This is a genomic window from Parachlamydia acanthamoebae (assembly GCF_000875975.1).
Lineage (GTDB): Bacteria > Chlamydiota > Chlamydiia > Chlamydiales > Parachlamydiaceae > Parachlamydia > Parachlamydia acanthamoebae.
Genome location: NZ_BAWW01000066.1, coordinates 422,174 through 446,566 on the forward strand (window position 1 = coordinate 422,174; position 24,393 = coordinate 446,566).

Here is a 24,393-nt window from a genome sequence, read left to right on the forward strand (position 1 = left end):
AAATCGACTAAATTCATCCGAGGAATCTCATTTCAAAGGAGATTTGCCCCCCCCTAATTGCAAAGAGTTCAAATGTTACAAAGAAAACGAACATTACGAGGAAAAATTTTTTATTGGGGCAACCAGGAATAATGTTCAAGTGAATTTATAACGAATAAAATCATTTATGATTAATCATACGAGCAACTCTTTCTCCTGATTCACAAGCAGCTTCCATTGTTCCTGGTGCTTCTATTAAAATGGAAGCATGCTCGCCAACAAAATAGAGCCTTTCGTTAATTGGAGCAAAAAGCTTTTTAACTTGCTCTCCAAGCTCCTCGTTAATGGCAGTCAATGTCTTTTCTTGACCCGGGCCAATGCAGGAATAAGAACCTTTTGCAAAAGGGTCGTTTGGCCAACTATAACCAACCGGAGCCTCATAAGTGATAAACACGTGATCTGTTGCAAGCACTGGGGAAATAAAAGAAGGGCATATATCCCCAAAAACAGTTTTGAGCATGGACCAATCTTGTTTATAAGTATCTTGGATCGTATCTGTGGAAAATTGACTTGCTTCGCCCATGTAATGTAGCGTTAAAATATTGCAATTCACATCAAAATGACATCCCACCTGCCCATTGTTAAATCGGATTCTCTTTGAAAATGCTTTGGAAAAAGGAATCATGATTTTTGCGTTTGTGCCATACTGCACATTTTTTATGTCCTCAAGCCTTTTTGATGGAAGAACATTTTCTTCAAAATCAATGTCTTCATAAACAGAACAGGGAATGGCTAATACAAGGATATCCGCAGTTATCTGTTGACCATTTTGAAATGTAAGAACAAATGTATCATTTACTTCTTTTGAAACCTGTTTGAGTACTTGATTCAGATGAAGTTTTCCTACAAGCATTTGAGCCAGTTTTTCCGGTAGTAAGGCATTTCCTCCTTTAATGCTCAAAAGATTAGTAAAATCATCTTCTTCTCCATTTTCTTTCTTACTAGCTGACACTATACCAAGAAGCATATCATACAATGTTTCCGTATAAAGAGGCGAAAGTTGTTCAATAGGAGCACCTTCATAGCTGGCTAACCTTACCGCCAAAACCTTATAAAGAGGATCTTCTTCATCCAGAATTCCATTTAATACCTCACGCATATTCTTAGATGTTTGGGAAAGATCGTCTAGTTGAGTTTTGAGATTCTCTGGATTAAATGATTTGCTTAAAAGTTGGTATACGGGAATCAGCTCTTTTCCATTAAAATAGGAATGGTTACGGTTAGCTTTATTTTTGACCAGCTCGAGGCCTAATTCTTCAATTAAACAAAGGATATTGGAGGATTCGCCATCATCGATGATGCTTTGACCTCCTAATTCAGCAATTTTATCGCCTATTTTTACAGTGAGGATCCTTCCACCAACTCGATCGCGCGCTTCATATACATCTACATCCATGCCCTTCTGCTGTAGTCGATAGGCCGCTGTCAATCCGGCTAGCCCTGCTCCGATAACAGCAACCTTTGGTTTACTTTCTGCAAAAATAGAGGTCGTTGTAAAAGTGATGGCCATTAAGCAAAGTATCCTTGAAAAAAACATCAGAACTTCCTTCAATCTATTATGATAGGCAAGAAATTATCCAGTTGTATCAAAGGATTTGATTGTTCTCAAGCGCTATACATCGTGCTATCAGGGTTTATTCACAGATTCCGACTTTTGCATTGATCTACTCGTCAAAAATTTGTCGGTCAACTGCGAAAGCTCCAATACAATATCTTCAAATGGAATTTGTTTCTTACCCATAGAAGAAAGAAAGTTATTCCATCTTTATAGCACTTTTTGGCGTCATAAAAATACCATAGAATAACGTCACCGACGTAAAGATCCCATCAATTGCTCCCTGAATTTCCCTCGCTAGACAAAAATCGTGTCAGTCCTACCATAAGACATACAACAGCAACTTGGCGCAGATATCAATACTCTTCGTGCTTGGCTTGGACATGTCTCTATTAATACAACGCATATCTATGTTGAGGTGGATCTTGAGATGAAGGCCAAGATATTGGCATGCCGTGAAGTAAAAAAACAAAAAAGCATAGGCGCGACGATAAAAACTTGATGGATTTCTTGGACTCTTTATGAAAGCCTCTCATAATTAAAGCAAAACAAGAAAACTGAATAAGTAATTTAAAAGGATGAATAGGATTTAGAGGCTGAGTTACTAAATCTATCTTCAGCAAGTGATTTAAGCCCGTTAAAATTTTTTTCGGCAAGCTGGCAAATTTCTGTCACTTTCGTGTCGTTGTCAATACTAGGAGAAGAAATAATGGCATTCGTCCTTAACAATAAGTGATCAAAAAGTTCTGGATCTGAGAAAAGAAGCGGCTCTGCCTGCCCTAAAAGAGCGCAGATTGCATGCACCTTGTGCGTGTTACTATTGAGAGCAATAAACGGCGTATTCAAACAAAAAGCTGCAATCGAATGATGGAATCGACCTGAGACAAGAAAAGTTGCTTGATTGATTGTATCTAGCCATTCTTCCATTGAAGAGGCTTTAATGAGTTCCCAGGGAGCTTCGCAATGCGTTTTTAGAAAACTGACAAATGATTGATCATCTTTTGATGGAAATGCTGCTGCACCGATCAAAACTTTAATCTCAAATCCTGTTGCAGCTATAGTTTCAAGATAGCGACATAATTTTTCTGCCCCAGTTTCAGAGAAAGCAGCCGAACCTGCAATAACAAGTGTTTTTTCCTTAATTCGTTTTTTGGTTCGGTAATGATCTCTAATATATAAAGGTAAGCAATCAAAACTTAAAGTAGATGCAATATTGATTTTTCTCATCTCATCTTGACTAACAGGTTCTCGAATAGCAATAAAGTCGAGTTCGGCATATATAGTTCTATAAATTGCTTGCGCTTGCTCTAATTCTCGCTCAGCCCTCTCCTTTTCAATTTCAAAATTTTCCAAAAAACAAGCAGATAGACCTGGATCGTCCTTGGGATAAGCGGAATGGTTGATGATCTCTACGTGCTTTTCAAAAAACTTTTTAGAAATATGAGCTAAATAAAGAAGAGCTTTAGGGCCAGACCGTAAATCATGAATAGTCCCTTCTCCTGTAATCACCACAGCAACAGCATTTTGAATTGCTTCAATGGTCTCCCTGTTTTCTTCACAGAATTGATCAAATTTCTGGAGATCGTTGAATTCTTCGAACTGGGGAACTTGTTTTAGAGCATAGGTTACATTGATAGGAACAGCTTGTATGTCGAATCCCAATTCCTGAATTCCTTCTTTTAAAGCTGTACTTGTTCCTGTGCATCCCCAATGATACCAAGCAGAAGTGTCATTGAAGAGAACTACTTTTTGATTTGCATAAACCGAAGTAAAAGCAGTAATGCTTAGAAGAAAAAGAACTCGGAAAATAGACAAATGAACCTCTTAAGTGAAAAAATAGTCTAATGCCTAATCTAGGAACGCCATTTTACGAGTAATCTTAATCGTAAAATGGCATCTGCTTAAGAAAAAATAAAGGCACGTTGAATGGATGGATCCTTTTCGGAAATGAATGCACAGCAGTCTCTTAGATCATCAATTGTTTCATTCGTGACACTAATGATGGCACGTTGGTAATGGCCGAGTAGCATTCTGGCATCCCCACTCTTGGCTGATGCATGACTCACCACAAAAATCCAATCGTAGTCCAGTAAAAGAGGTTCCAAATATTGATTAAATCGCAAAGATGTCAAGAGCTCTGCCTCATAACGGGAGCTCGCACCTGCCGGTATAGCATCAAAAAATGGACACTTGACAATTGTTGGGGCTTTTTTCCCAGTTTCAAGATAAGGAATTAAACCCGCGTCACTAGTTAAGCTTTCTGGCATTTGCGTTAAAGGAAGAATTAAGATCTTAAAGCCTGTCTTTGCAAGCAAACTCGCTAAACTGCGGCAATATTCTGCTCCATTTCCTTCAATGAATAGCGTCACTTTCTCTTTATCTAGAAGCTCTTTATCAGGGTGGATAAAAGCTGCTGCTTTTCGCAGTGTACTTAAGTCTTGCTCATTCAATGGATGATTTCCACGATCCTGAAAAGTCGGAGACAAACGCCCTAACACTTCAAAACCTGAGGCAGTAAGATTCTCCTCGCTTGCCTGAATTCCGCGGAGAATTGTTTCAACAACAACTTGACCTGCAACAAGGAAAACCCCAAGAAAAGCTCCAAGAAAGGTCATCAACAATAATCTAGGTGGTCGTGGATGAAGAGGAGGCTCGGCCAAATCCAGAGGTGCCGATTGAATAATTTCCAAATTGCTCGCCGTATTTTTGGTTTCCACTAAACGTGTTAACTCTTCAACCATAGCTTGGTTAGATGCCATTTGTAAATTTACAAGCTTTTCCGCAATCCAACGAGAAGGTAACTGTTTCAACTGACCTTGTAAATCCTTCAATTGCTGCTGCACAGCATCATTTTCTTCGTGCAAATTATCCAAACGACTTTGAATAAAATCTCCTAGATTTGTTTCCAGAACGGAGATTTTTTGTTGGCTTAACTCCAAAATCACATTTTGTAAGGCCAAAATCTTGCTTGTGAGAAGCTCGATTTGCAAACGGGTGAGCTGTTGCGTTTGGTTTAAGTGGGCTTTTAAAAATTGCTTCTGAAGATCGAGTTCTTCTCTTAATCGCGTTTGCTCTTTCGCGCTTCGGTTGGCTTGGTCTTGTAAAGACAATGCCAGTGTGCTGGCCCGATCAATCATTTGACGGCTAACTGAATCTGTTAACACTGAACTTAAGGAACTGATTTCAAATGTTTCATCTTCCAACTGAGCAATGATAAAATCACGTTGCTTCAAAAGAGTTTCCGCCTGACTCATTTCCGTGCTTATCTGCACATACAATGAATTGGCTGTGGACAGACTAATTCCTTGAAACTGCTTTTGAGGTAATTGTTGCCGAGAGATTCTTTCATGCAATGTATTTTCCAAGACTTCAAAGTAGTGTGTTAACTGATTCAGATAAGCCATGTAGTTATCTTTACAACTATTGTATTCTTTCTCTCGAGAAGCACTTTCTTCTAAAGAACAGCTCTCAAAACGTTGAAAAGCTTCCTGAAGTTTACTATTCCATAGGCTCACAAAGTAATCTGGACTGTCTAATTGCTGAATTTTAATCTCTTGAATGTTATTCTCTTCTAAACGTGCCAAAATCCATTTAGCTTCATCCACACGTTTTTGGGCTAATTCATGTTCTTGAATTTGCTTTAAAAAGAGACCCCGCTGCTCTTGATCTTGATACGAAGAATTACGACGTACCACTAAGTTAAGCCCATCACATTCTTGTTTGAGATTGCGGATTTCAGATAGTATGGCATTAATCACTTGAGGATCGCTAGAACCATAGCGGTCGAGAAAAACAATATTTCCATTCTGCGCTCTTTCCAATCGCTCAATCTCTAAATTGATATCAAGTAATTTTTGTTTGTGCTTTTGGAGTGCTTCCGCGAGAAAGCGCATTCCTTCTTCTGTATTCGTAAAGCCTGTATTCACCACATCTGAGGATACCCGATCGGCAAAAACTTGCATCATGTCATGCAAGCCAGACTGCATTGTCCCTCGTCTTTTTTCCAAATAATTGATTTGCTCCTGCGAAACACGTTGATGTTCTTTTTTTAACAAATCTTGGTAAAAAGCCATCACTGTATTTAAATGCTTGCACCCCTCTTGTCGGTTTGGACAGAGATATTTGAGCTTCAAAATACTGCGGTTTTGTGTGTCTGGTTCGATATTTAATCTTGAAAACAGGTCTTTAACAACATTTCGGATCGCTCGAATTGTCAATGTATACTCTTGACCCATCAGAGGCTCAACAGCGCCCCCATCTAAGATAACTTGAAATGCTTCATTTGCAAATGGCTCACCTAAAGTACCTTCTCCCAGTAATCCAAATCGGCTTTCAGTGATCTCGTACGTATGATTTGTTAAAAATTTGAGTGTCAGGACAAGAGGAATTTCCCCTTCATATTGCAGTTTTGTCACAACAAGGTTTTCTTGTGTGTCTTTCACTGCAGGAGCTAGGCGATTGCGTAGATAGGCATATTCTGTTCGAAGGTTGTTCTTCATCCGTTTGAACAAAGGAAAGGTCCACCCTTCTTGACGCAAATCCGCTTGAATACCGTGCTCTCTAATCACATCTTGAAGCAATCGATTAGATTTCATCACCACAAGAGCTTCACTTTTGCCCGCCTCTCCTCCACTTAAAAGAGAAGAAAATACATTGCTGCCTAAGCCGGAATCTTTGGCTCCTTTCTCTTTGAATGATGCTTCTACAGCAAATTCAATCGGCCGTGTAATCGCATAACAAAAGGCTAAACATGCAAATACAAGAGCTCCATATAGGAGCTTTTTTTTGGCTTTTTTAATTGCCGCCCAGAAATCTGAAAAGGTTACTAAAAAAATCTCTTCATTCCGATCCATATGCACAAACCTTAATCTGTTGTTAGGCGATAAACGCCATAAGCTGCTTGCACTCCCTGAAAACTTGGGAGTAATTGGTTGATAAAGCGGTTCCAAGCAGTAATTGGTTTTTCTGAAACATACACGGTGTCTCCTGGCATGAGGAGTAAACTGTTGTTGGGAAGGTGAATAATGTGCTCCCAAGATAGCACGTAAATTTTGGGACAAGGGATGTTGCCTCTAATGACCTGAATGCGTCGTCGATCACCCGTATAGGGAATCCCTCTAGCAGCCACTAAAGCTTCACGTAAAGACATAAAGCCATAAGGAAGGCTCACAGCTGTCGGTAAGCCAACTTCTCCCATCAACATCACGGTAGCGTCAGAAGGACTTGCAATGAAAATTTTATCACCTCCTCTCATGACGATATTCTGGCTCATATCTCCCGTATTCATTAATTTATACATATCCACAGCCATGGGCATTCCGTTGCGCAAAACATAGCTCATGTATAAGTTGGCTTGTGGAGGAGGACTGGCTTTAGAGAGAACTTCAAATAACCGGATTTTTCCATCGACTGGTACTGCCGGGACTTTGACGAGCCCTGCCAATTCCACCTTTCTGAGTAAACGATCTTTATAACCGATGAAAACTTCTGCATCTTGGATATGTTCGCTCAAGCGTGCCTGAACTTCCATGCGAGCTTCTTCTAATGTAAGCCCTTCCACATAGACGGATTCTATATCCGGAAGCTCAAGTCGACCTTGATAAACTCTGAATCCACCCACTTTGTCATTAATGAACTGAAAAGATTCCATCAAATCTTTTCGCTTCGGATGATAAACAACGACATTTAACACGTCATCTTCCGCAATGGCATCTTGATACTCTTCCATTGCTTCAGGGGGAATACAGCCGGTCTCTATTCCTTCCATTTCTAAAATGCCAAATTTCCCTTCACGAATTTTATACGAATCCGTGACAAATTCATCTGCACCCACAATGGCATAATCGCAATATGGGCGTGAACAGCCAGTTGCAATGCAGATTAATAACGCAAAAAACATGAGAGGTTTCATCTAGAGTTCCTTTTCAAAAACGACTCAGCCAATTGCTCTTCGCGAAAGAATGGATATAATGAAAAGTTGAAGAATGGAGCTTGGCTAAAGCGCAATCCATCATATTTAACCTATTCTCTCTTAAATCTAAAGGTTTTTTGTGGATAAAGATGATTCAAAAAGAAGCTTGAAATGAGTGAAATTATTTGATTTTTCTGTTCTTAATTTTTTGAAAACGTTCGGAATCAAAACTTTCTAGAAAAATTTCGTGCGAAGAGACATGGACCTGCCCAATTTTTTTACGACCAAAACGAGACACATGTTTACATTGGGTCAAAAGAATTTCGGCCTTTCCCTGATTTTTAGCTTTGCTATAGGCTAATGCGAGTTGAAAGGCATCTTTTAAAGATTCCCTATCTGGTCGTTGTCCCTTTGCAACGCGGATCACCACATGCGCACCCGGGAAATCACGGACATGCAACCACCAATCAGATCCTTTTGCATAAGAAAAGGTTAAGCGTTCATTTTGCTTAGCCCCTTTTCCCACCCAAATTTTTAAGCCGACTTCAGACTGATATTCAAAAAAAGGAAGGGCAATTGTTTCCTTTTGTTTTTCGGCTGGGCGGTGAAGGAGCCATTTATTACGGATATTTTGTAAATCAACTTCCATCACAGCTTTTTCTGCAAGGACTAAAGCGCTTTCCCATTGCTCCAAATCAATAGAAGCTTGAATAAGTTGAGCCTGACAACGCTCAATCCCACCCTTCCTTTTTTTTGCCTGTCGAAACAGCTGAGCAATGCGTTCGGCAGGTTCTTCATGGATATCAAAAGTTAGGACGCGCAATTGCCCTGCATGAAACCAGTCCTCCACTTCTAATGAAGCCATGCCCTTTTTTATACGAAATAAGTTCGCTTGAATCAACTCACCTTCTTCTTGGAAATCTTTCCATTTTTCAAGCTGTTGCAATTCTTGGGTGTGTTTGAGCCTATATTTCTCACATTTTTTTATTTTGTCTCTAATCTCCCGATGCAGAGATTGCTTTTCTTTTTGAAAAACCGCAGCCTTCTCAAGTACAAGATAGCGGCTTTCAATTTCTTGACTGGATAAAATGGGAGCATTTGGAGCGGATGAATCCGGTGGACGAAGCGAAGGTACAATATAAACACCTGCTGAAACAGAATTCAAGCTTGCCAAGATATGATTTTGAGAATCAAGCAAGAACAGGTTAGGACGTTTAGAAAAAAACTCGCCTACCAAACGATAAAGCTGTTTTTCTTTTTGAAAGGTCACTTGCAAGATACGATCATCATTGAGTTGTTCGATCTTCATGACATAGCTGTCTTGCAAGAAAAAATAAAGTTTGCGCGACAGCTCACCATGAGTTACACGCTGTTTTTGCGACGTCAAGTGAAAGCGTAAGAAAGGCTCTTGGAAACCCAACAAAAGGGTCAAGATAGACCCTTTTGTTGTTTTAAAAACGAGGAATAGCTGTCGGGCTTCTTTTTGAATGCAATCTAAAATTTGAGCTCCCTGAAGACATTGCAACTCGACAATTAGATGCGCAATCTCTGTTCGATTAAGGGACATGTTTTTCGATTGCCTTTTGCAAAGCATGCACCTGGTCCGTTTTCTCCCATGTGAATTCAGGCTCTTCTCGACCAAAATGCCCGCCAAAAGCCGTCTTTTTATAAATGGGCCGTCGCAGATCGAGCATTTCGATCAATCCATGAGGAGTCAATGGGAAAACCGCATGAATCGCTTTTTCAAGCTGTTCACTGCTATATTTAGAGGTTCCAAAAGTTTGCACATGCAAAGCTGTGGGTTGCGACACCCCGATGGCATAGGATAATTGGACTTCGCAACGTTTGGCTAGTTTTGCTTTAACGATATTTTTCGCAATATACCGAGCCATATAGCAAGCAGAGCGATCTACTTTTGTGGGATCTTTTCCTGAGAAAGCGCCTCCACCGTGACGAGCAATACCTCCGTATGTGTCGACAATAATTTTTCGCCCTGTCAAACCTGTATCAGCTACAGGCCCGCCTAAAACAAATCGGCCCGTCGGATTGATAAAGAAAAGGGTTTTGTTATCAATAAATTTCGGCGGAACAATACGATACGCCATACGCGTCATATCTTCATAAATGGTTTGATTATCGACATCTGCCGAATGTTGCGTTGAAATCACCACATTATGTACGCGTACAGGTTGGTCATGTTCATCATATTCAACAGTCACCTGTGTCTTTCCATCCGGCCGCAGATAAGGCAATTCTTTGGAAACTCTGAGTCTGCGCAATTCCCTTACAAAAGCATGTGCAAGAGCAATGGGCAATGGCATCAGCTCTTCCGTTTCATCCGAAGCATAGCCAAACATTAAACCTTGATCTCCTGCACCCATTTCATCGGGCGTCTCTTCATGAATTCCTCGGGCAATGTCAGGAGATTGCGTGTGGAGAGAAGTTAAAATTCCACAAGAACGAAAATCAAATCCTAGGAAACTTTCATGATAGCCAATCTCTTGGATGGTTTGCCGCACAACATCCTGATAGTTAACATTGGCGGTTGTGGTAATTTCACCGGCTAACATCACCAAACCGGATGTCACAAGGGTTTCACAAGCGACCCTAGAAAGAGGGTCTTGCTCTAGACAGGCATCTAAAATAGCATCTGAAATTTGATCGGCGATTTTGTCAGGATGCCCGACAGCGACAGACTCGGAAGTGAATAAATAATTTCCCATTAAGATCCTATATGCAATGCTGGTGGCAACGAAGTTTGCTGAAAGAGAACTATAGAAAAAGAGCAGTTATTATTTCAATTGGAGAAATGCATGTTTAAGAAATTAGGACTATTAATTTTTCTTTGTTATACCCCCCTTTTAATGAGTTCAGAACCCGCCACATTTCACCAAATAGCCCAATTAAGTGATCAAACAGCGATCAAAATCCGCGGTTTTCTCTATGAAAACCCGCAAGGGGGATGGATTCTTGCTGCAGAACCCAATCTCAAGTCTTGTTGCATTGGAAATAAAATGGATAAGCAAATTTTCATCGAAAACTTTCTCGCCCTGCCTAACACAGAACAAATCGTGGAGTTAGATGGAATTTTATCTGTAGTCACATTGACCAATGGGCAACGCCAATATTTTTTAAATCAGGCAAAACAGATGAATGTTGAAAACCAATCTCAGCTAGGAATGGGTCTTTTGATGCTTTTGGGAATCGGAGGATTCAGCTGGCTGCTCCTCAGATTCTGTGCCAAATCTCTATAATGGGCAGCATCCTGAAGGGTCCTGTGTTCCCATGATTGGAATGATAATAAGATGGTTGGTAAACCACATACACATCCATTCGCAGTCAAAAAAATAGACCTCGTTTGCATCTTTTCTAAAAAATTTTAATCCGTTTTTTATCAATGTGAAATTTAGAAAGAAAAAGGCAATCTATCACGTAATTGAAAATAGCAGGTCAAAAAAAACCAGCTATAAGACAAGCTTATAGCCGGTTTAATTTACGATCCCTTTCGGAAGCGATAGCTTATGCAGCCGTTGTTTCTGTTGCGGCTTTAACTGCTGCCACAGGAACTGCAGGCTTCGCAATAGTTTCCCCTGTCAAAGCAACGAATTGCTTATTCAGAGAGCGTACTGCGATCATCCATACAACGATTACTGCAATTGTTGCAACTGCAACATATGGAGTAATTGCGCTGATTGTTCCGAAGAACACAAGAAGACCTTGCTGAATGAATGAACCACCGGATTTTCCAAGACGAGCTCCTACCACGTCAATAGCCGCTTTCCCTTTAACTTTTGACTCTTGGTCAAGAGGGATATAAGCCATTTCTTTGGTCGGATCGAACAAGGAATACTTTGTCGATTTACTCATGATGTTTTGGATCATTCCAATCACAACAGCAAGCATCAATGGAGTTGTTCCCAACATTGCGATGTATCCCTGTAGAGAATCACGGAAAATCACGAAGGAGAAGAATCCTAAGCCTGTGAGAAGCAATACAGTTGGAGTTGTCATCGCTGCAAATCCCCATCCCTTCTTACGTACGATGTATCCACCAACGAACATCATAATGATCGTGATAGCACCCGTGAATGTAGAGAAGGCTCCCATGAATGTGTTATATTCATTTGGATTAGGATATTGCAATTTAAGCTGGTTCTTCCAGGTTACTTCTACAAGGTTAATTGAAATCCCGTAGCAGATCACTAAGATTGCGATGCATAGAATGTACTTGGACTTACCTAAGAATGCGAAGCTTTCCATGATAGACATTTTAGCTTTTGCTTTTTTAGGTTGTTTTACATCACTTGGATCATAGTAACGAGGATCTGTCATCACGTTACGCTGCATCCACCAGTAAACAGCCACCACACAAACACCTGCAAGAACAACGGATCCCATTAAGTAGTTAAGGGAAACTTGCCATGCATCTACACCAGCTGGAAGATGTTTACGAATATCAGAGAAGTACATAATCGCAGGACCGGAAACGAGCAATGCCACGTTTGCTCCTAATCCTAGCAAAGTGTAAAAACGTTTTGCTTCTGTGATTTTCATGATGTCATTTGCAAAGCCCCAGAACATCAAGGAAAGAACAGCGCTTCCCCACAATTCAGAAAGAATGTAGAAAAGAGAGTATGTCCAGTTACGGTAGCAAGCAACTAAGCCACCCAAGCCTTCTGGTAAGAAAGATTGAATGTATTCTGCTGAAGTTGTCGGATGCAAAAAGTCTTTATTTGGATAAAGCACTGTAGCAAACAGGGCAAAGAAAACAATAAACGGAGTGATTGTGACATAAAAAAGTTTTTCTTTGCTAAGGATGTTGCTTAATTTTGCATAAAGCAACATAAAAATAATGGCTGCAGGTACAACGCCCCAAACTTTCAAGAATGGAATCGCTTCTGCACCAGAAGAAGTCACAATTAATGTATCCTTAGTATCTCTTAAAATTGTATAGTTAAAAGAAATACAAAAAAACATCAAAAACATCGGCAAGAGTTTTCTCAACTCGTAGTTATGCACAGGCCAAAAAAAGGAGCGCAACGGTCCAAACTCTGGCTTGGATTCATTTGTCATAAAATCAACCTCAAACTAGTTCATATTTTTTCAATTCTAATTATCTACAAAACGAATGTTCGTTTTATGCGATAAACTTATTCTCTAAATTTAAGAATTTAAACTCTTTCCATTAAAAAGGCAAGAAAAATGTTTGAAAAGTAAAGCTATAAAAAGACAAAAGCACTCCTAAATAAGAGTGCTTTCGTGGATCAAATGTAAAAACTATTCAACGCTCTTTTTAAACCAAAGCTGTAGAAGTGGGAATTGCATTCATTTGGTTATGGTGACTTGTAATAACTTCCACATACAAATTCCACAATTCAGGGTCAATTTTTCCATGGCGAATAGAAGCGATTAATTCTCTTTTAATTGTGCGGAGATCTTTTTTAGGTGTTAGTTTTCTAACCATGTCCTTGTCTCCTGCCAAACGCGCCATATTTAACATCCGCTCGATGTCTTGCTTAGAAAACTGGAATTGATCACGACGTTTTCTTGAACCTCTAGCAGCTCTTGGTTTTGGAGTCACGAGTGCAGGAGCCTCAGGATCGATAATGTATTTCTGGATTAAACCTGCTAACTCGATTGGATCTTCGACTTTTAATTTACGCATTGTAAAATGGTGAATGTAACCTCCTGTATCAACAGGCAAATAACGGCAAATGTCATTTTCTTTATCTCCCGCTATTTTTCTTACCGCAGCATGAATCAACGCTTCGATTTGCTTGGCGTCGACTTTCACTTTTTCTCTCTCTAATGTTTGAGTCATTTCTACCTTCCTTATTGTTATATCGATTCAATTTAATGTCTAAAATCAAGCGCTTTGGCTTTTCAATTTTTCAGCTGAAAAACTGAGTAATTATAAAAATAAAAAGAAATTTTTTACGATTCGAATTCGCTTTTAGAGAAAATGAATGCCTAATTAATCAATTGTTCGGTTGTTACAATTTTTGCATTCATCTCTTTTTCACAAACTCTTATAAATCTCATGATCTGAGTATCCAAAACTTCCGCATCTTATTTGCTGTTTTCTCTCAGTGAAATAAGGCTTAAATCACAAACAGAGGGCTTTTCCTCTATACTCAAATTAGTAAATTAGGAACTTAAAGAGTTATATGATTTTTATGCAACACAAATTCAAGGAAAACTTAGAAATAATTCAATTGTCCGAGTATGAACAATTTTCAAACTTTAATGATCCATTAATCCGTTTCACCAACATTTCATCATATTTAAGCGATTGCACACCTTAACTAAATAATCGAAGGTTTTTGTTACTCTTCAAATTTTTTCTAGCAAATAAAAAATTCGACTTCATTTGCACCCTGTTTATTGGAAGAAGATAAGCCTGTATTTTTTCCTAAATTAAAATGATAAAAGCCCTCTCTTCCTCCCATTTATTTAGACTCCCCCTTTAATACGCAGCAAGTTTCAAAAAGCACCCTAATATATTTTGATAGGAAAGGGTAAATCAGGTAAAATTACATCTTGTATACTTTAATTTTGTATATTTTGCTCTCCACAAAGGATTTCATCATGCCAATCCAAATGTTTGACAACACAAAAACTCCTTCTATTCAAAATGTGATTGCAATCGCTGCAGGTAAAGGTGGCGTTGGAAAATCGACAATGACAGTCAATCTGGCTTTGGCCTTGAAACGACTAGGATACGAAGTTGGGATTCTCGATGCCGATATTTACGGTCCTTCCATTCGCAAAATGCTTCCGGAGGATCGCCTTCCCACCCAGCGAGATGCCTTGATTACCCCTGCCCTTTGCCAAGGGATTCGAATGATTTCTATCGCTTATTTTAGACACGAAAACGAAGCTGCCGTGGTAAGAGCTCCCATTGCCAATAATGTGATCACACAATTTATCCAAAATGTCAGTTGGGGACAGCTCGATTATCTTTTAGTGGATTTCCCTCCAGGAACCGGAGACATTCAACTTACATTGGCACAACAGGCCAATTTAACAGGTGCAATTGTCGTTACCACGCCTCAAGAAATCTCTTTGTTAGATGTTCGAAAAGCCATTCATATGTTTAATCAAGTCAAAATCCCTTTAATTGGCATTATTGAAAATATGAGCTATTATGTAGATCCAAGCTCTCAAGAAAAACGGTTTCTTTTTGGAGAGGGTGGAGGCAAAAAATTAGCGACGGAAATAGGCGCTCCTCTTCTAGGGTCTATCCCAATCGATCCGGAGATTTGCCGCAGTGGAGATGAAGGGTCTTCGCTTTTTTCTAAAACCCCTTTATCCTCTAGTGCTCAGTCTTTTCAACATGCAGCGGGTCAACTCGTCGACCATGTGCAAGTTCTCAAAGAAAATAGCAAAAAAGGACTTTCTCATTTTGAACTGAACTGGAAGGAAATGGCTAAATGACACATACACCCGCATTATATATTTGCTCGATTCAGCAAAAGGATAATCACACATTCTCAATTGAATGGAACGATGGACATCGCATGAACTATCGCTTATCTGACCTTCAACGCGTCTGCCCTTGTGCGGGATGCTGGGATGACGCCAATCAAGAGCGTTTAAATCTACCCCAAAATAGTCCAGACAATCTCACCGCGCTTAAAATTACCAGCGTAGGAAGATATGCTCTCCAAATTCGCTTTTCTTCAGGATGTTCAAATGGCATTTATTGCTACGATTTTCTTCATGCTTTCCACTTAAGGACCCAAAATGAAACCACCTAGTCTTCTTTTGTTGTGCTTGTTTAGCTTCATGCTTTGGGGGTGTGCTTCTGAAAAACCGCATTCAAATCATTCTGACGCCTCTCAAAAAAAGAAAATCTCCGTGCTTTCTACAACTGCGATGATTAATGATTTAGTGAAAACGATTGGAGGGGAATATATAGATACGCGTATTTTAATTCCTGGAGAGCTCGACCCTCACTCTTATCAATTAGTCAAAGGGGATGATGAAAAGCTCACATCGGCCCAAATAATCTTTTCGAATGGATTAGAGCTCGAGCATGGGCCTAGCCTGAAACAATATTTGCAAAAAAGTCCTAAAGCTATTCCCTTGGGCAACAAAATTTTAGGTCAAAATCCTTCTGTGATTTTGCAAGAAAATGGGCAATTTGATCCCCACATCTGGATGGACATGTCTCTTTGGGCCCAAACCATTCCCTTTATTACAGAAAAACTTTCTGAAGTTGACCCCAGACATGCCCCTATCTATCGTAAGCGGGCAGAAACCTTACAAAAAACCTTGCTAGAGGTCCACCAAGAAATTCGTAAGGATATGCAGGAAATTCCTTGCCCCAAACGATTCCTAGTCACTAGCCATGATGCCTTTAATTATTTCACAAGAGCCTACCTTGCTGAAGAAGGTGAATTATCTTCCCATAAATGGAAGCACCGTTTTGCAGCTCCTGAAGGCCTGGCCCCAGATAGTCAATTGAGTGCTGTAGATATCCAAAACGTGATCGACCATTTAAAAAATTACCAAGTTCACGTTCTTTTCCCAGAATCTAATGTCAGCAAAGATTCTATCCGCAAAATCGTGTATGCAGGAAAAGAACATGGCCTCAATTTGATCATGGCCCAGGTCCCCTTGTATGGGGATGCCATGGGACCTCCTGGTTCTGATGGAGATACATACATTAAAATGATCCAGCACAATGCGCGCACAATTAAACATTATCTGATTGCTTATCCAGATGCCCCTGAATACTCTATCCATATCCAAGAGTCTTGCCATGTCAAAATCCCCTGATCCTAAACATCCTTATGCTTTGGAAACAACCCAATTAACTGTCAATTACGACAAAACACCCGTTCTTTGGGATGTTTCCTTAAACATTCCCACAGGTCAACTAGTCGGAATCATTGGACCAAATGGGGCAGGCAAAACAACGCTATTAAAGGCATGTCTTGGACTTTTGAAACCACTTTCTGGAAAAATTTCTTTTCTAGGTAGCCCCCTAGACAAGGTGCGCTTAAAGGTTGCTTATGTCCCCCAGAAAGAAACAGTCGATTGGGATTTTCCCATAACTGTCAGAGAACTTGTGCTCATGGGGCGCTACGGAAGCCTTGGCTTATGGAATAGCCCAAAAGAATCCGATAAAATGTCTGCTGAGCATCACTTAAATACTCTAGGAATGTCGACTTTTGCTGATCGGCAAATTAATCAACTTTCGGGCGGGCAAAAGCAAAGAGTTTTTCTCGCTCGTGCTCTTGTGCAGGATGCTGATATCTATTTAATGGATGAGCCATTCACAGGAATCGATATGGCTACTGAAAGAATCATTATGGATCTTCTCCATCAATTAAAAGACCAAGGGAAAACGGTATTCGTTGTGCATCACGATTTGAATACGGTTCGTAGCTACTTCGACTGGATTATTCTACTGAATATGCGACTCGTTGCAGCTGGTCCTACAGAAGATGTTTTTACACCCGAAAATCTTAATACAGCCTACGGGAAAAGCTACGCCTTATTTGATGAGGCGTTGAAAATTTCACAACAGAAAACGTCCGGAATGTCTTAAAGGAACTTTGTGCATACATTCGTCTCATTCTTTTTAGATCCTGTTTTACGTGCACCCACTATCGGATGCATGCTCATGAGTTTTTCCGCTGCTCTTGTAGGAGTTATAGTCTTTCTACGCAAACAGTCTTTGATTGGAGAGACACTTTCTCATGCCACCTATCCAGGGGTGATTTTTGGAGTGATTATTGCTGCTATCATCCCTTTAGAGCAAGATCACGAATTGCAAATAGCAACTTTAATTATCTTGGGTGCTTTTATAACAGCATTAATTAGTTTGTGGTGCATCCAAATTTTAGAAAATAAGTGGAACATCCGCACCGATTCAGCCCTTTGTTTTATTCTTGCAACATTCTTTGGTGTTGGGGTGACGCTGGCCAGCTATTTACAGTTTGCTTCGCCTTCTTTTTACAAACAAAGCCAAAGTTATTTATATGGCCAAGCCGCCACGATGAACGATTACCATGTCATTTTATATGCCATTCTTTCTTTAATTGTCGTTTTACTCTTAGCATTTTTGTATAAAGAACTGCAAATCATCACTTTTGATCGGGAATATGCGAAGAGTTTAGGTATTCCAATTAAAAAAATCGATGCCTGCCTATTCATCCTCATCGCACTTGCGCTTGTTGCGGGAATTCGTTCTGTGGGTGTTGTCTTGATGTCTGCAATGCTCGTCATCCCAGCTGCATCTGCCCGTCAGTATACGAATAAACTGAGCCATATGTTTATGCTAGCTGGTTGCTTTGCTTTAATCAGTGGTTTCTTTGGCAACTATTTTTCGGTCGAGGGCAGCACCTATTTTGCTCAAAAATACCCCACAGCACGTATCTCTCTTCCAACAGGGCCAATGATCGTTCTAGTGGGAGCCGTAATTTGTCTTTTTTCTCTCTTATTTGCCCCCGAAAGAGGATATTTACTCCGTTTAATACGTATTTTTTTGTTTCAAGATCGCTGCATTAGCGAAAACTTGCTGAAAGCCATGTGGCAGAAAAGGGGCAAACAACCTTTTTCTTTGGATACCATTTTTGAATTTCAAAGCGCTTCACGTATTTACTTGTGGTTCTGCCTCATGAGGCTTATTCACAATGGTTGGGTTGAGCAATATCACCATAATGCCTATGCCTTAACTGTCGACGGTGAAGCGCGCGCCGCACAAATTGTGCGCTTACATCGCCTGTGGGAAGTCTATTTAGCAGATTACTTAGGAATGGGATCAGAAAGAGTACACCGCAGCGCGGAAGAAATGGAACACATTCTCACCCCCGAACTGGAAAAAGAGCTAACGTTGCTTTTAAAAGACCCCAAAAAAGATCCTCATCATCAGCCCATTCCCCCAAGCCCTTCTTTTTAGGTGAAACTTATGGAAAACACACTGAATCCTTATTCAGGCAATCTATTTCTCGACTTTTTTTATACGCTGATTACTCGCCTATTTCTGTTCGCAACGGGCCAGCTTTCACTCAATCAACTGGCAAGTGATGAGATCCAAATGATCGTTCTGATCGAAATTTCAGCAGCTGCAGCGCTTATAGGGTGTTTTTTAGTCTTAAGAAAAATGACCATGCTCGCAAATTCTCTCTCTCACACCATTCTAATTGGAATTGTGGGAGCTTTTTTCCTCTCTCACACCTTCTTCAGTTCAGGAAAAATAGCGGAAGATATCTCCATCAATTTGCATGTGATGCTGCTTGCCGCATTTATCATGGGTATTGTGACCGTTTTTCTAACAGAATTTCTGACCAAAACACTCAAAATGCAAGAAGACGCAAGTACAGGAATTATTTTTACCACCCTATTCGCAGCGGGGATTATTTTGGTAACGGTTTTGACTCGTAATGCACACATCGGCACTGAAGTGGTGATGGGGAATGTGGATGCCTTGCACCTTGAAGACAGCTACTTAGCAGGGCTTATCCTCATCATTGATTTAATTGTTCTGTGGTTGTTTTTTAAAGAATTTAAAATCACGACTTTTGACCCTAACCTCTCACATGCCTTAGGTATTTCTCCGACCATCTTTAACTATTTGTTAATGACCTTGGTTTCGATTACCATTATTGGGGCATTTCGTGCAGTCGGTGTTTTAATGGTCCTTTCTTTCATTACAGGCCCCCCTTTAACAGCCAGACTTCTAACCGCGCGTTTAAAAGTCATGCTCGCATTGGCTGTCGGAATGGGAATTCTAGCCTCTTTGATTGGCGTGGCTGTTTCACGTCACGTCCTATCAGCATACGATATCGCCTTGTCAACAGGCGGGATTGTTGTGTGTATCACAGCGCTCTTCTTCATCTGCGCACTGTTTTACACAAACAGCCGAAGCTCACGGATTATAAGGGAACAGAATTAAGCTTTTAAAGCCTTCAGCACTTGCTTTAAAGCCCTTCGAGAGTACAAAAAGGATATATGCCCCATGCCTCGAAAATTGACGTGTGTCGCATTTCTATTTAAGCCTAAGGCCGAGTCATTGGGTTGAATAAATAAATCTCCCACCCCTGCAAAATGGTAAAACTGCGTTTTACTTGCTTCATTTTTTTGGTTTTGGTCAAGGACAAATGGAGATTGAAATAGCATTTGCTTTGTACATTTTCCTAATCGTAGAGCGACTCCAAGTGAGGCCACTTTTGTGCCGACTAAAGGGGTTCCAAGAGTCACAATTTTTTTCACACTCGCTGCCGGTGCCAAATCTGTCGCATAGTAAGATGCCACCAATCCACCCATCGAGTGACCCACGATGTTTAATTGATCCGTTCCTGATTCCTTGGCAATTTGCTCCGCCTTTTCTTTAACCCTTGCCCCGTATTCTTCAATCGAATGAAAGGGCGATCCAAAATTTAAGAAGTGGACAGAATAGCCTTTTCGCGCAAAATACCAACGATAAAAAATCCAAGCAGAACTTCTATCGGCAAATCCATGTAAGAACAAAATGGGAGTCTTTTCTTTAACAACTTTAGGGCGTTTATCTGAAAGAGAAAAAGGATAGGTAACAACGCGGAGAACAAATGCCCCTAGATCTTTCACAAAAGCGCGAATATAATCGACCAAAACACTTAATTTATCTTTCACAATTTGAAATGAAGAGAACTTCATAGAACTTTCTGGGAATCGATATGGGTTAATTGCTATCATAAAATACACCTCGATTGGGAATGAATTAACAAGTTACCTACATTAAAGTCAACTTTTATATATTGGCACTCCATACCCCAATCTGCTAAAAACAGCATCTTCCACTCTTGACATAAATCAATTTTATTCATACGCTTTATAACTTCAAGTGAGTAGGCCTTTTTGAAACCCTTCCACTTGCAATCTAGCTTGTAAAAGACAAGAAAACATTTTGTATAGAGGAGCAATGAATCATGGCAAATATTCAACCATTGGCAGATCGTGTTTTAGTCAAACGTACCAAAGCATCCACCTCAAAAGGAGGAATTTTACTTCCTGATTCAGCCCAAGAAAAACCCAAAGAAGGGATCGTTGTTGCTGTAGGGCCTGGTAAAATCAACGAAAACGGACGACATGAACCTGTTTCTCTCGAAGTAGGGGCACGTGTGCTGTTTAGCTCGTATGCAGGAACAGAAGTTAAAAGTCCTAAAGATGAAGAAACTTATCTCATTCTCAACGCAGATGACATCCTAGGCGTTTTTGCATAAATCGAGCCTTTACCATTCATTACAGGAGTTTGACTCATGTCAAAATTATTACAATTTAACGAAGAAGCCCTCAAATCCATTTCTAAAGGGCTCAAAACTTTAGCAAAAGCTGTCAAAGTGACACTTGGCCCAAAAGGGCGCAACGTTGTCATTAACCGTGGCTTTGGTTCCCCGCTTTCAACAAAAGATGGTGTGACTGTTGCAAAAGAAGTTTCTTTAAAAGATAAATTCGAAAACATTGGAGCTCAACTTGTCAAAGAAGTTGCCTCCAAAACATCCGATATTGCAGGCGACGGCACAACAACTGCTATCGTGTTAGCCGAAGCAATTTATAGCGCAGGGCTGAAAAGTGTTACAGCTGGAGCTAATCCGATGAGCCTAAAAAAAGGGATCGAACGCGCTGTAGAGGTTCTCAACAAAGAACTAACCGCTTTAGCTTCCCCTGTAAATACTTCTCAAGAAATCCAACAAATTGCTTGCATTTCTGCTAACAATGATCCAGAAATTGGTGAAATCATTGCAAAAGCAATGGAAAAAGTTGGCAAAGATGGAATCATTACAGTTGCTGAAGCAAAAGGGATTGACACGACGTTAGATGTTGTGGAAGGGATGCAATTTGATAAAGGATATGTCTCCCCTTATTTCATCACAAACCCTGAAAATATGTCTGTTGAACTGCAAAACGCACTTGTTCTCGTGACAGATAAAAAATTATCATCCGCAAAAGATTTGATTCCCATCCTTGAAAAAACCATGGAAAAAGGCGCTCGCCCTATTTTGATTATCGCAGAAGATATCGATGGCGAAGCTCTAGCGACACTGGTTGTCAATAAACTCAAAGCAGGTCTACCTGTTTGTGCAGTAAAAGCTCCTGGATTTGGTGATCGTCGCAAAGCCTTGCTTCAAGACATTGCGATCTTAACGGGTGCTACAGTTGTTTCTGAGGAAGTTGGTTTGCAAATCGAGGAAGTAGATGTATCCGTCCTCGGTAGAGCCAAAACAATCAAAATCACGAAAGAAGAAACCACCATTATCGATGGAATGGGAGATGCCGGCTTAATCCAAGATCGCATTAATCAAATTAAAGCCGAAATTGCAAATCCTTCAACTTCCAATTATGACCGCGAAAAGCTCGAAGAGCGTTTGGCAAAAATGGTTGGTGGAGTTGCGATCATCAATATCGGTGCTGCGACAGAAACAGAGCTAAAAGAGAAAAAGGCACGCGTAGAAGATGCATTGCACGCAACACGTGCAGCTGTAGCTGAAGGGATCGTTCCTGGTGGAGGCGTTGCTCTCTTACGTGCAGTCAAATCTCTTGACAACCTCAAAGCTTCTGGTGATGAAGCCACCGGCATAGCCATTATTAAATCTGCAGCATTTGCACCAGCTACGGCAATTGCCAATAATTGCGGTAAGCAAGGCAACCTCATTGCAGAGAAAATCTTCGAAGCACAGGGAGCTCATGGCTACAATGGGTTGACAGATGAGTTCTGCGATCTCGTCCAAGCAGGCGTTATTGACCCGGTACGCGTTACAAAAAGCGCCTTGACAAATGCTGCCTCTATCGCAGCGCTCTTGTTGACAACCGCAGCCGTCATTACTGACAAACCAGAACCTAAATCCAAGCAACCAGACATGCACGCTATGGGCGGTATGGGTGGCATGGGTGGAATGGGAGGTATGGGAATGGGTGGCATGGGCGGTATGGGCATGATGTAACCCTCTTTTCGAATATTTCCAGAGGCATCAAAAGATGCCTCTTTTTTTTATCAAAAGGAATATATGTATGCCAACATATGACTATACATGCCAACAGTGCAGCCACAACTTTGAGGCTAGCCAAAAAATTACGGCGGAACCACTCGTCACCTGCCCTGCATGCTCGCAAGATACCCTGCGAAGAGGTCCCGGAGGAGGAAGCAGTCTAATGATCAGAGGAAAAGATTTTTACTATACCGACTACGGCCCTGGTAAACACACATCTTCTAAACAAGAAGGTGGCTGCTGTCCGTGCGGAAAAGATCAGTTAAGCTGTAATTCATAACCTTTAGTTTGCTGAAATGTAACATTTCAGCAAGCTTTCTTATTACCAGCATCTCGATAATTCAATCAAATCTTTTATAGATCCAAAACTAATTAATCTACATTAATTTACCTTGAATTGAGATTGACACTTTAAAATCAATTATTTATAATGTGTTTTATCAAATAAATAAAGGTTTTTATATGGATCTAAAAGTAGCTATCGTTGCCTCTGTTTTTGTTGTGACTCACCCCATCGTGGGAATTGCCGCTCAACCTATATTGGCAGTTAAAGCGACGGTGCACGCAATTTCTTTAAACTATCATTGGCGCCATACAAAAAATGCACAGGGTATCACTCTTAATCGACTGTATATGAACACAAGCACCAAATTTACCGTAGAAGATTTAACTCGTCTCAAACACGAACAGAAAAGACTTGATTCACGAGATAAACTTTTTCTCACGTTAGAATATATGCGATTACTCGCAAAATGCATTATCCCTGTGATTGGTTTGTTCTGGTTTGATGCGTCACTAAATAATTGGTTCTCCGAATCTAAGGGGGAAGAAAAAAAATTTTGGGAAGAAAGAGAGTCTCTTTCTTCCCACATCAATCAATTAGAACGAGAATTAAAGGCACGGAATATCACTGTCCTGAGCTAATTTCCACCAATCAAAGGTTTCACCATGCCTGTTACTGCATGGCAATTTTTATTTACTGTTCCACTGGATGGATTCGTTGATTTGTGAGAGATTATATAACGTTGTTTTACAAAAATACCCCCGCCTTTAGCTTGCATGATCTGCCCCGCACCCCGCTAAACGCCACTAATCAGAGTTAAGGACTTTTATCACATCGGCTATGCCCAGGCAACTGTTGTTGCTCATCGTTAAAAGATCAATCAAAATGTAATTACTAATCTTTAGTTTACTGAAATTATGCATTCAGTAGACTTTTGCTACTAACAACACATCGACAATTTAATTAAATCTTTTATAGACACCAAAACTAATTAATCCTAAATAAAAATTGACATTTTAAAATTAATCATTTAAGATATAACTTTCATTATAAACAAGCAAAGGTTTTTATATGAGTATTAAAAGTACCGCCCGTACAGCTTTAAATCTCTCTCTTTTTACAGGTTTTGTTCTTACTCACCCTGTCGTCGGAGTTGTCGCTCAACCTATATTAGCGGTGAAAGCTACAGTGCATGCAATTTCTTTAACTACCATTGGCGTCATACAAAAAATGCACAGGGCATTGCCCTTAACCGGAACGATACACCTTCGTATATGGACAGAACCACCAAATTTACTGCAGAAGATTTAACTCGTCTCAGGCACCAACAAAAAAGACTTGATTCGCGATATAAACTTTCCCACACGCTAAAAAATATGCGGGGATTAGCAAAATGTATTATCCCTGTGGGTGGTTTGCTTTGGTTCGCCTCATCAATTGATGATGATAATAAAAAATTCGATGGCAAACAAAAAACCTTACAGAATGAAAAAAACGCTCTAATGTATCATATCCATCAATTAGAACAAGAATTAAAATGTCGCAATGTTAGTGTTCTGACCTAATCCCAACTAATAAAGCTTTTGCCATGCAGTAACATGCATGGCAATTTTTTTATTGAAAAATC

General features: G+C 40.2%; 21 protein-coding genes. 12 read left to right on the forward strand and 9 right to left on the reverse strand.

Annotation, left to right across the window (positions count from 1 at the left end):
• Positions 1 to 160: 160 nt before the first annotated feature.
• The 6 genes from AOM43_RS11415 to metK form a co-directional block, all read right to left on the reverse strand.
• A complete protein-coding gene (locus AOM43_RS11415) occupies positions 161 to 1,549 on the reverse strand; it encodes a flavin monoamine oxidase family protein (protein WP_059360603.1) in 1,389 nt (462 codons plus the stop codon).
• Positions 1,550 to 2,164: 615 nt separating this feature from the next.
• A complete protein-coding gene (locus tag AOM43_RS11420) occupies positions 2,165 to 3,409 on the reverse strand; it encodes a polysaccharide pyruvyl transferase family protein (RefSeq protein WP_059360366.1) in 1,245 nt (414 codons plus the stop codon).
• 86 nt (positions 3,410 to 3,495) lie between these two features.
• On the reverse strand, positions 3,496 to 6,447 hold the full coding sequence (locus tag AOM43_RS11425; RefSeq protein WP_059360368.1) for a coiled-coil domain-containing protein: 2,952 nt from the start codon (positions 6,445 to 6,447) through the stop codon (positions 3,496 to 3,498).
• An 11-nt stretch (positions 6,448 to 6,458) separates the two neighbouring features.
• Positions 6,459 to 7,505 (reverse strand): polysaccharide biosynthesis/export family protein, encoded by a 1,047-nt coding sequence (locus tag AOM43_RS11430; RefSeq protein ID WP_006340589.1) that lies wholly within the window; start codon positions 7,503 to 7,505, stop codon positions 6,459 to 6,461.
• 181 nt (positions 7,506 to 7,686) lie between these two features.
• On the reverse strand, positions 7,687 to 9,072 hold the full coding sequence (locus AOM43_RS11435; RefSeq protein ID WP_059360371.1) for an NFACT RNA binding domain-containing protein: 1,386 nt from the start codon (positions 9,070 to 9,072) through the stop codon (positions 7,687 to 7,689).
• The gene (gene metK, locus AOM43_RS11440; protein ID WP_006340591.1) at positions 9,062 to 10,228 is read right to left on the reverse strand and encodes a methionine adenosyltransferase; all 1,167 of its coding nucleotides are present in this window, start codon (positions 10,226 to 10,228) and stop codon (positions 9,062 to 9,064) included. The genes AOM43_RS11435 and metK overlap by 11 nt, the downstream gene beginning before the upstream one ends.
• A gap of 90 nt (positions 10,229 to 10,318) precedes the next feature.
• Between metK and AOM43_RS11445 the strand changes: the two genes are divergently transcribed.
• Positions 10,319 to 10,759 (forward strand): hypothetical protein, encoded by a 441-nt coding sequence (locus tag AOM43_RS11445; protein ID WP_006340592.1) that lies wholly within the window; start codon positions 10,319 to 10,321, stop codon positions 10,757 to 10,759.
• 265 nt (positions 10,760 to 11,024) lie between these two features.
• Here the strand turns inward: AOM43_RS11445 and AOM43_RS11450 are convergent, their stop codons facing one another.
• The gene (locus tag AOM43_RS11450; RefSeq protein WP_006340593.1) at positions 11,025 to 12,578 is read right to left on the reverse strand and encodes an NTP/NDP exchange transporter; all 1,554 of its coding nucleotides are present in this window, start codon (positions 12,576 to 12,578) and stop codon (positions 11,025 to 11,027) included.
• Between the two features lie 220 nt (positions 12,579 to 12,798).
• Positions 12,799 to 13,326: a hypothetical protein gene (locus AOM43_RS11455; protein ID WP_006340594.1), complete on the reverse strand. Its 528-nt coding sequence runs from the start codon at positions 13,324 to 13,326 to the stop codon at positions 12,799 to 12,801.
• 767 nt (positions 13,327 to 14,093) lie between these two features.
• Here AOM43_RS11455 and AOM43_RS11460 point away from each other — a divergent pair.
• Genes AOM43_RS11460 through AOM43_RS11485 form a run of 6 tightly spaced genes read left to right on the forward strand, consistent with a single transcriptional unit; the run spans position 14,094 to position 19,413 of the window.
• Complete coding sequence (locus AOM43_RS11460) at positions 14,094 to 14,942, forward strand: Mrp/NBP35 family ATP-binding protein (protein WP_013924209.1); 849 nt, start codon at positions 14,094 to 14,096, stop codon at positions 14,940 to 14,942.
• Positions 14,939 to 15,265 (forward strand): DUF971 domain-containing protein, encoded by a 327-nt coding sequence (locus AOM43_RS11465; protein WP_013924208.1) that lies wholly within the window; start codon positions 14,939 to 14,941, stop codon positions 15,263 to 15,265. Before AOM43_RS11460 ends, AOM43_RS11465 begins: the two co-directional genes overlap by 4 nt.
• Entirely contained in the window at positions 15,252 to 16,289 is a 1,038-nt protein-coding gene (locus tag AOM43_RS11470; RefSeq protein WP_059360374.1) for a metal ABC transporter solute-binding protein, Zn/Mn family, read from the forward strand. Before AOM43_RS11465 ends, AOM43_RS11470 begins: the two co-directional genes overlap by 14 nt.
• Positions 16,273 to 17,064 carry a metal ABC transporter ATP-binding protein gene (locus AOM43_RS11475; protein ID WP_006340598.1) on the forward strand — a complete coding sequence of 264 codons (792 nt, stop codon included), beginning with the start codon at positions 16,273 to 16,275 and terminating at the stop codon, positions 17,062 to 17,064. Before AOM43_RS11470 ends, AOM43_RS11475 begins: the two co-directional genes overlap by 17 nt.
• 9 nt (positions 17,065 to 17,073) lie before the next feature.
• Positions 17,074 to 18,417, forward strand: a complete 1,344-nt coding sequence (locus AOM43_RS11480) for a metal ABC transporter permease (RefSeq protein WP_059360376.1) — start codon at positions 17,074 to 17,076, stop codon at positions 18,415 to 18,417.
• Positions 18,418 to 18,426: 9 nt separating this feature from the next.
• A complete protein-coding gene (locus AOM43_RS11485) occupies positions 18,427 to 19,413 on the forward strand; it encodes a metal ABC transporter permease (protein WP_006340600.1) in 987 nt (328 codons plus the stop codon).
• Here the strand turns inward: AOM43_RS11485 and AOM43_RS11490 are convergent.
• Entirely contained in the window at positions 19,410 to 20,192 is a 783-nt protein-coding gene (locus tag AOM43_RS11490; RefSeq protein WP_036745971.1) for an esterase/lipase family protein, read from the reverse strand. The genes AOM43_RS11485 and AOM43_RS11490 overlap by 4 nt on opposite strands.
• Before the next feature lie 233 nt (positions 20,193 to 20,425).
• On the opposite strand from AOM43_RS11490, the gene AOM43_RS11495 reads away from it, so the two are divergent.
• From AOM43_RS11495 to AOM43_RS13865, 5 genes are all read left to right on the forward strand, one after another.
• Entirely contained in the window at positions 20,426 to 20,719 is a 294-nt protein-coding gene (locus AOM43_RS11495; protein ID WP_006340602.1) for a GroES family chaperonin, read from the forward strand.
• A 36-nt stretch (positions 20,720 to 20,755) separates the two neighbouring features.
• Complete coding sequence (gene groL / locus AOM43_RS11500) at positions 20,756 to 22,438, forward strand: chaperonin GroEL (protein ID WP_006340603.1); 1,683 nt, start codon at positions 20,756 to 20,758, stop codon at positions 22,436 to 22,438.
• Positions 22,439 to 22,505: 67 nt separating this feature from the next.
• Positions 22,506 to 22,763, forward strand: coding sequence for an FmdB family zinc ribbon protein (locus AOM43_RS11505; protein ID WP_059360378.1), 258 nt, complete (start codon positions 22,506 to 22,508; stop codon positions 22,761 to 22,763).
• Positions 22,764 to 22,945: 182 nt separating this feature from the next.
• Entirely contained in the window at positions 22,946 to 23,407 is a 462-nt protein-coding gene (locus AOM43_RS11510) for a hypothetical protein (protein WP_059360380.1), read from the forward strand.
• 430 nt (positions 23,408 to 23,837) lie between these two features.
• Entirely contained in the window at positions 23,838 to 24,077 is a 240-nt protein-coding gene (locus AOM43_RS13865; protein ID WP_226987518.1) for a hypothetical protein, read from the forward strand.
• The last annotated feature ends 316 nt before the right edge of the window (positions 24,078 to 24,393 follow it).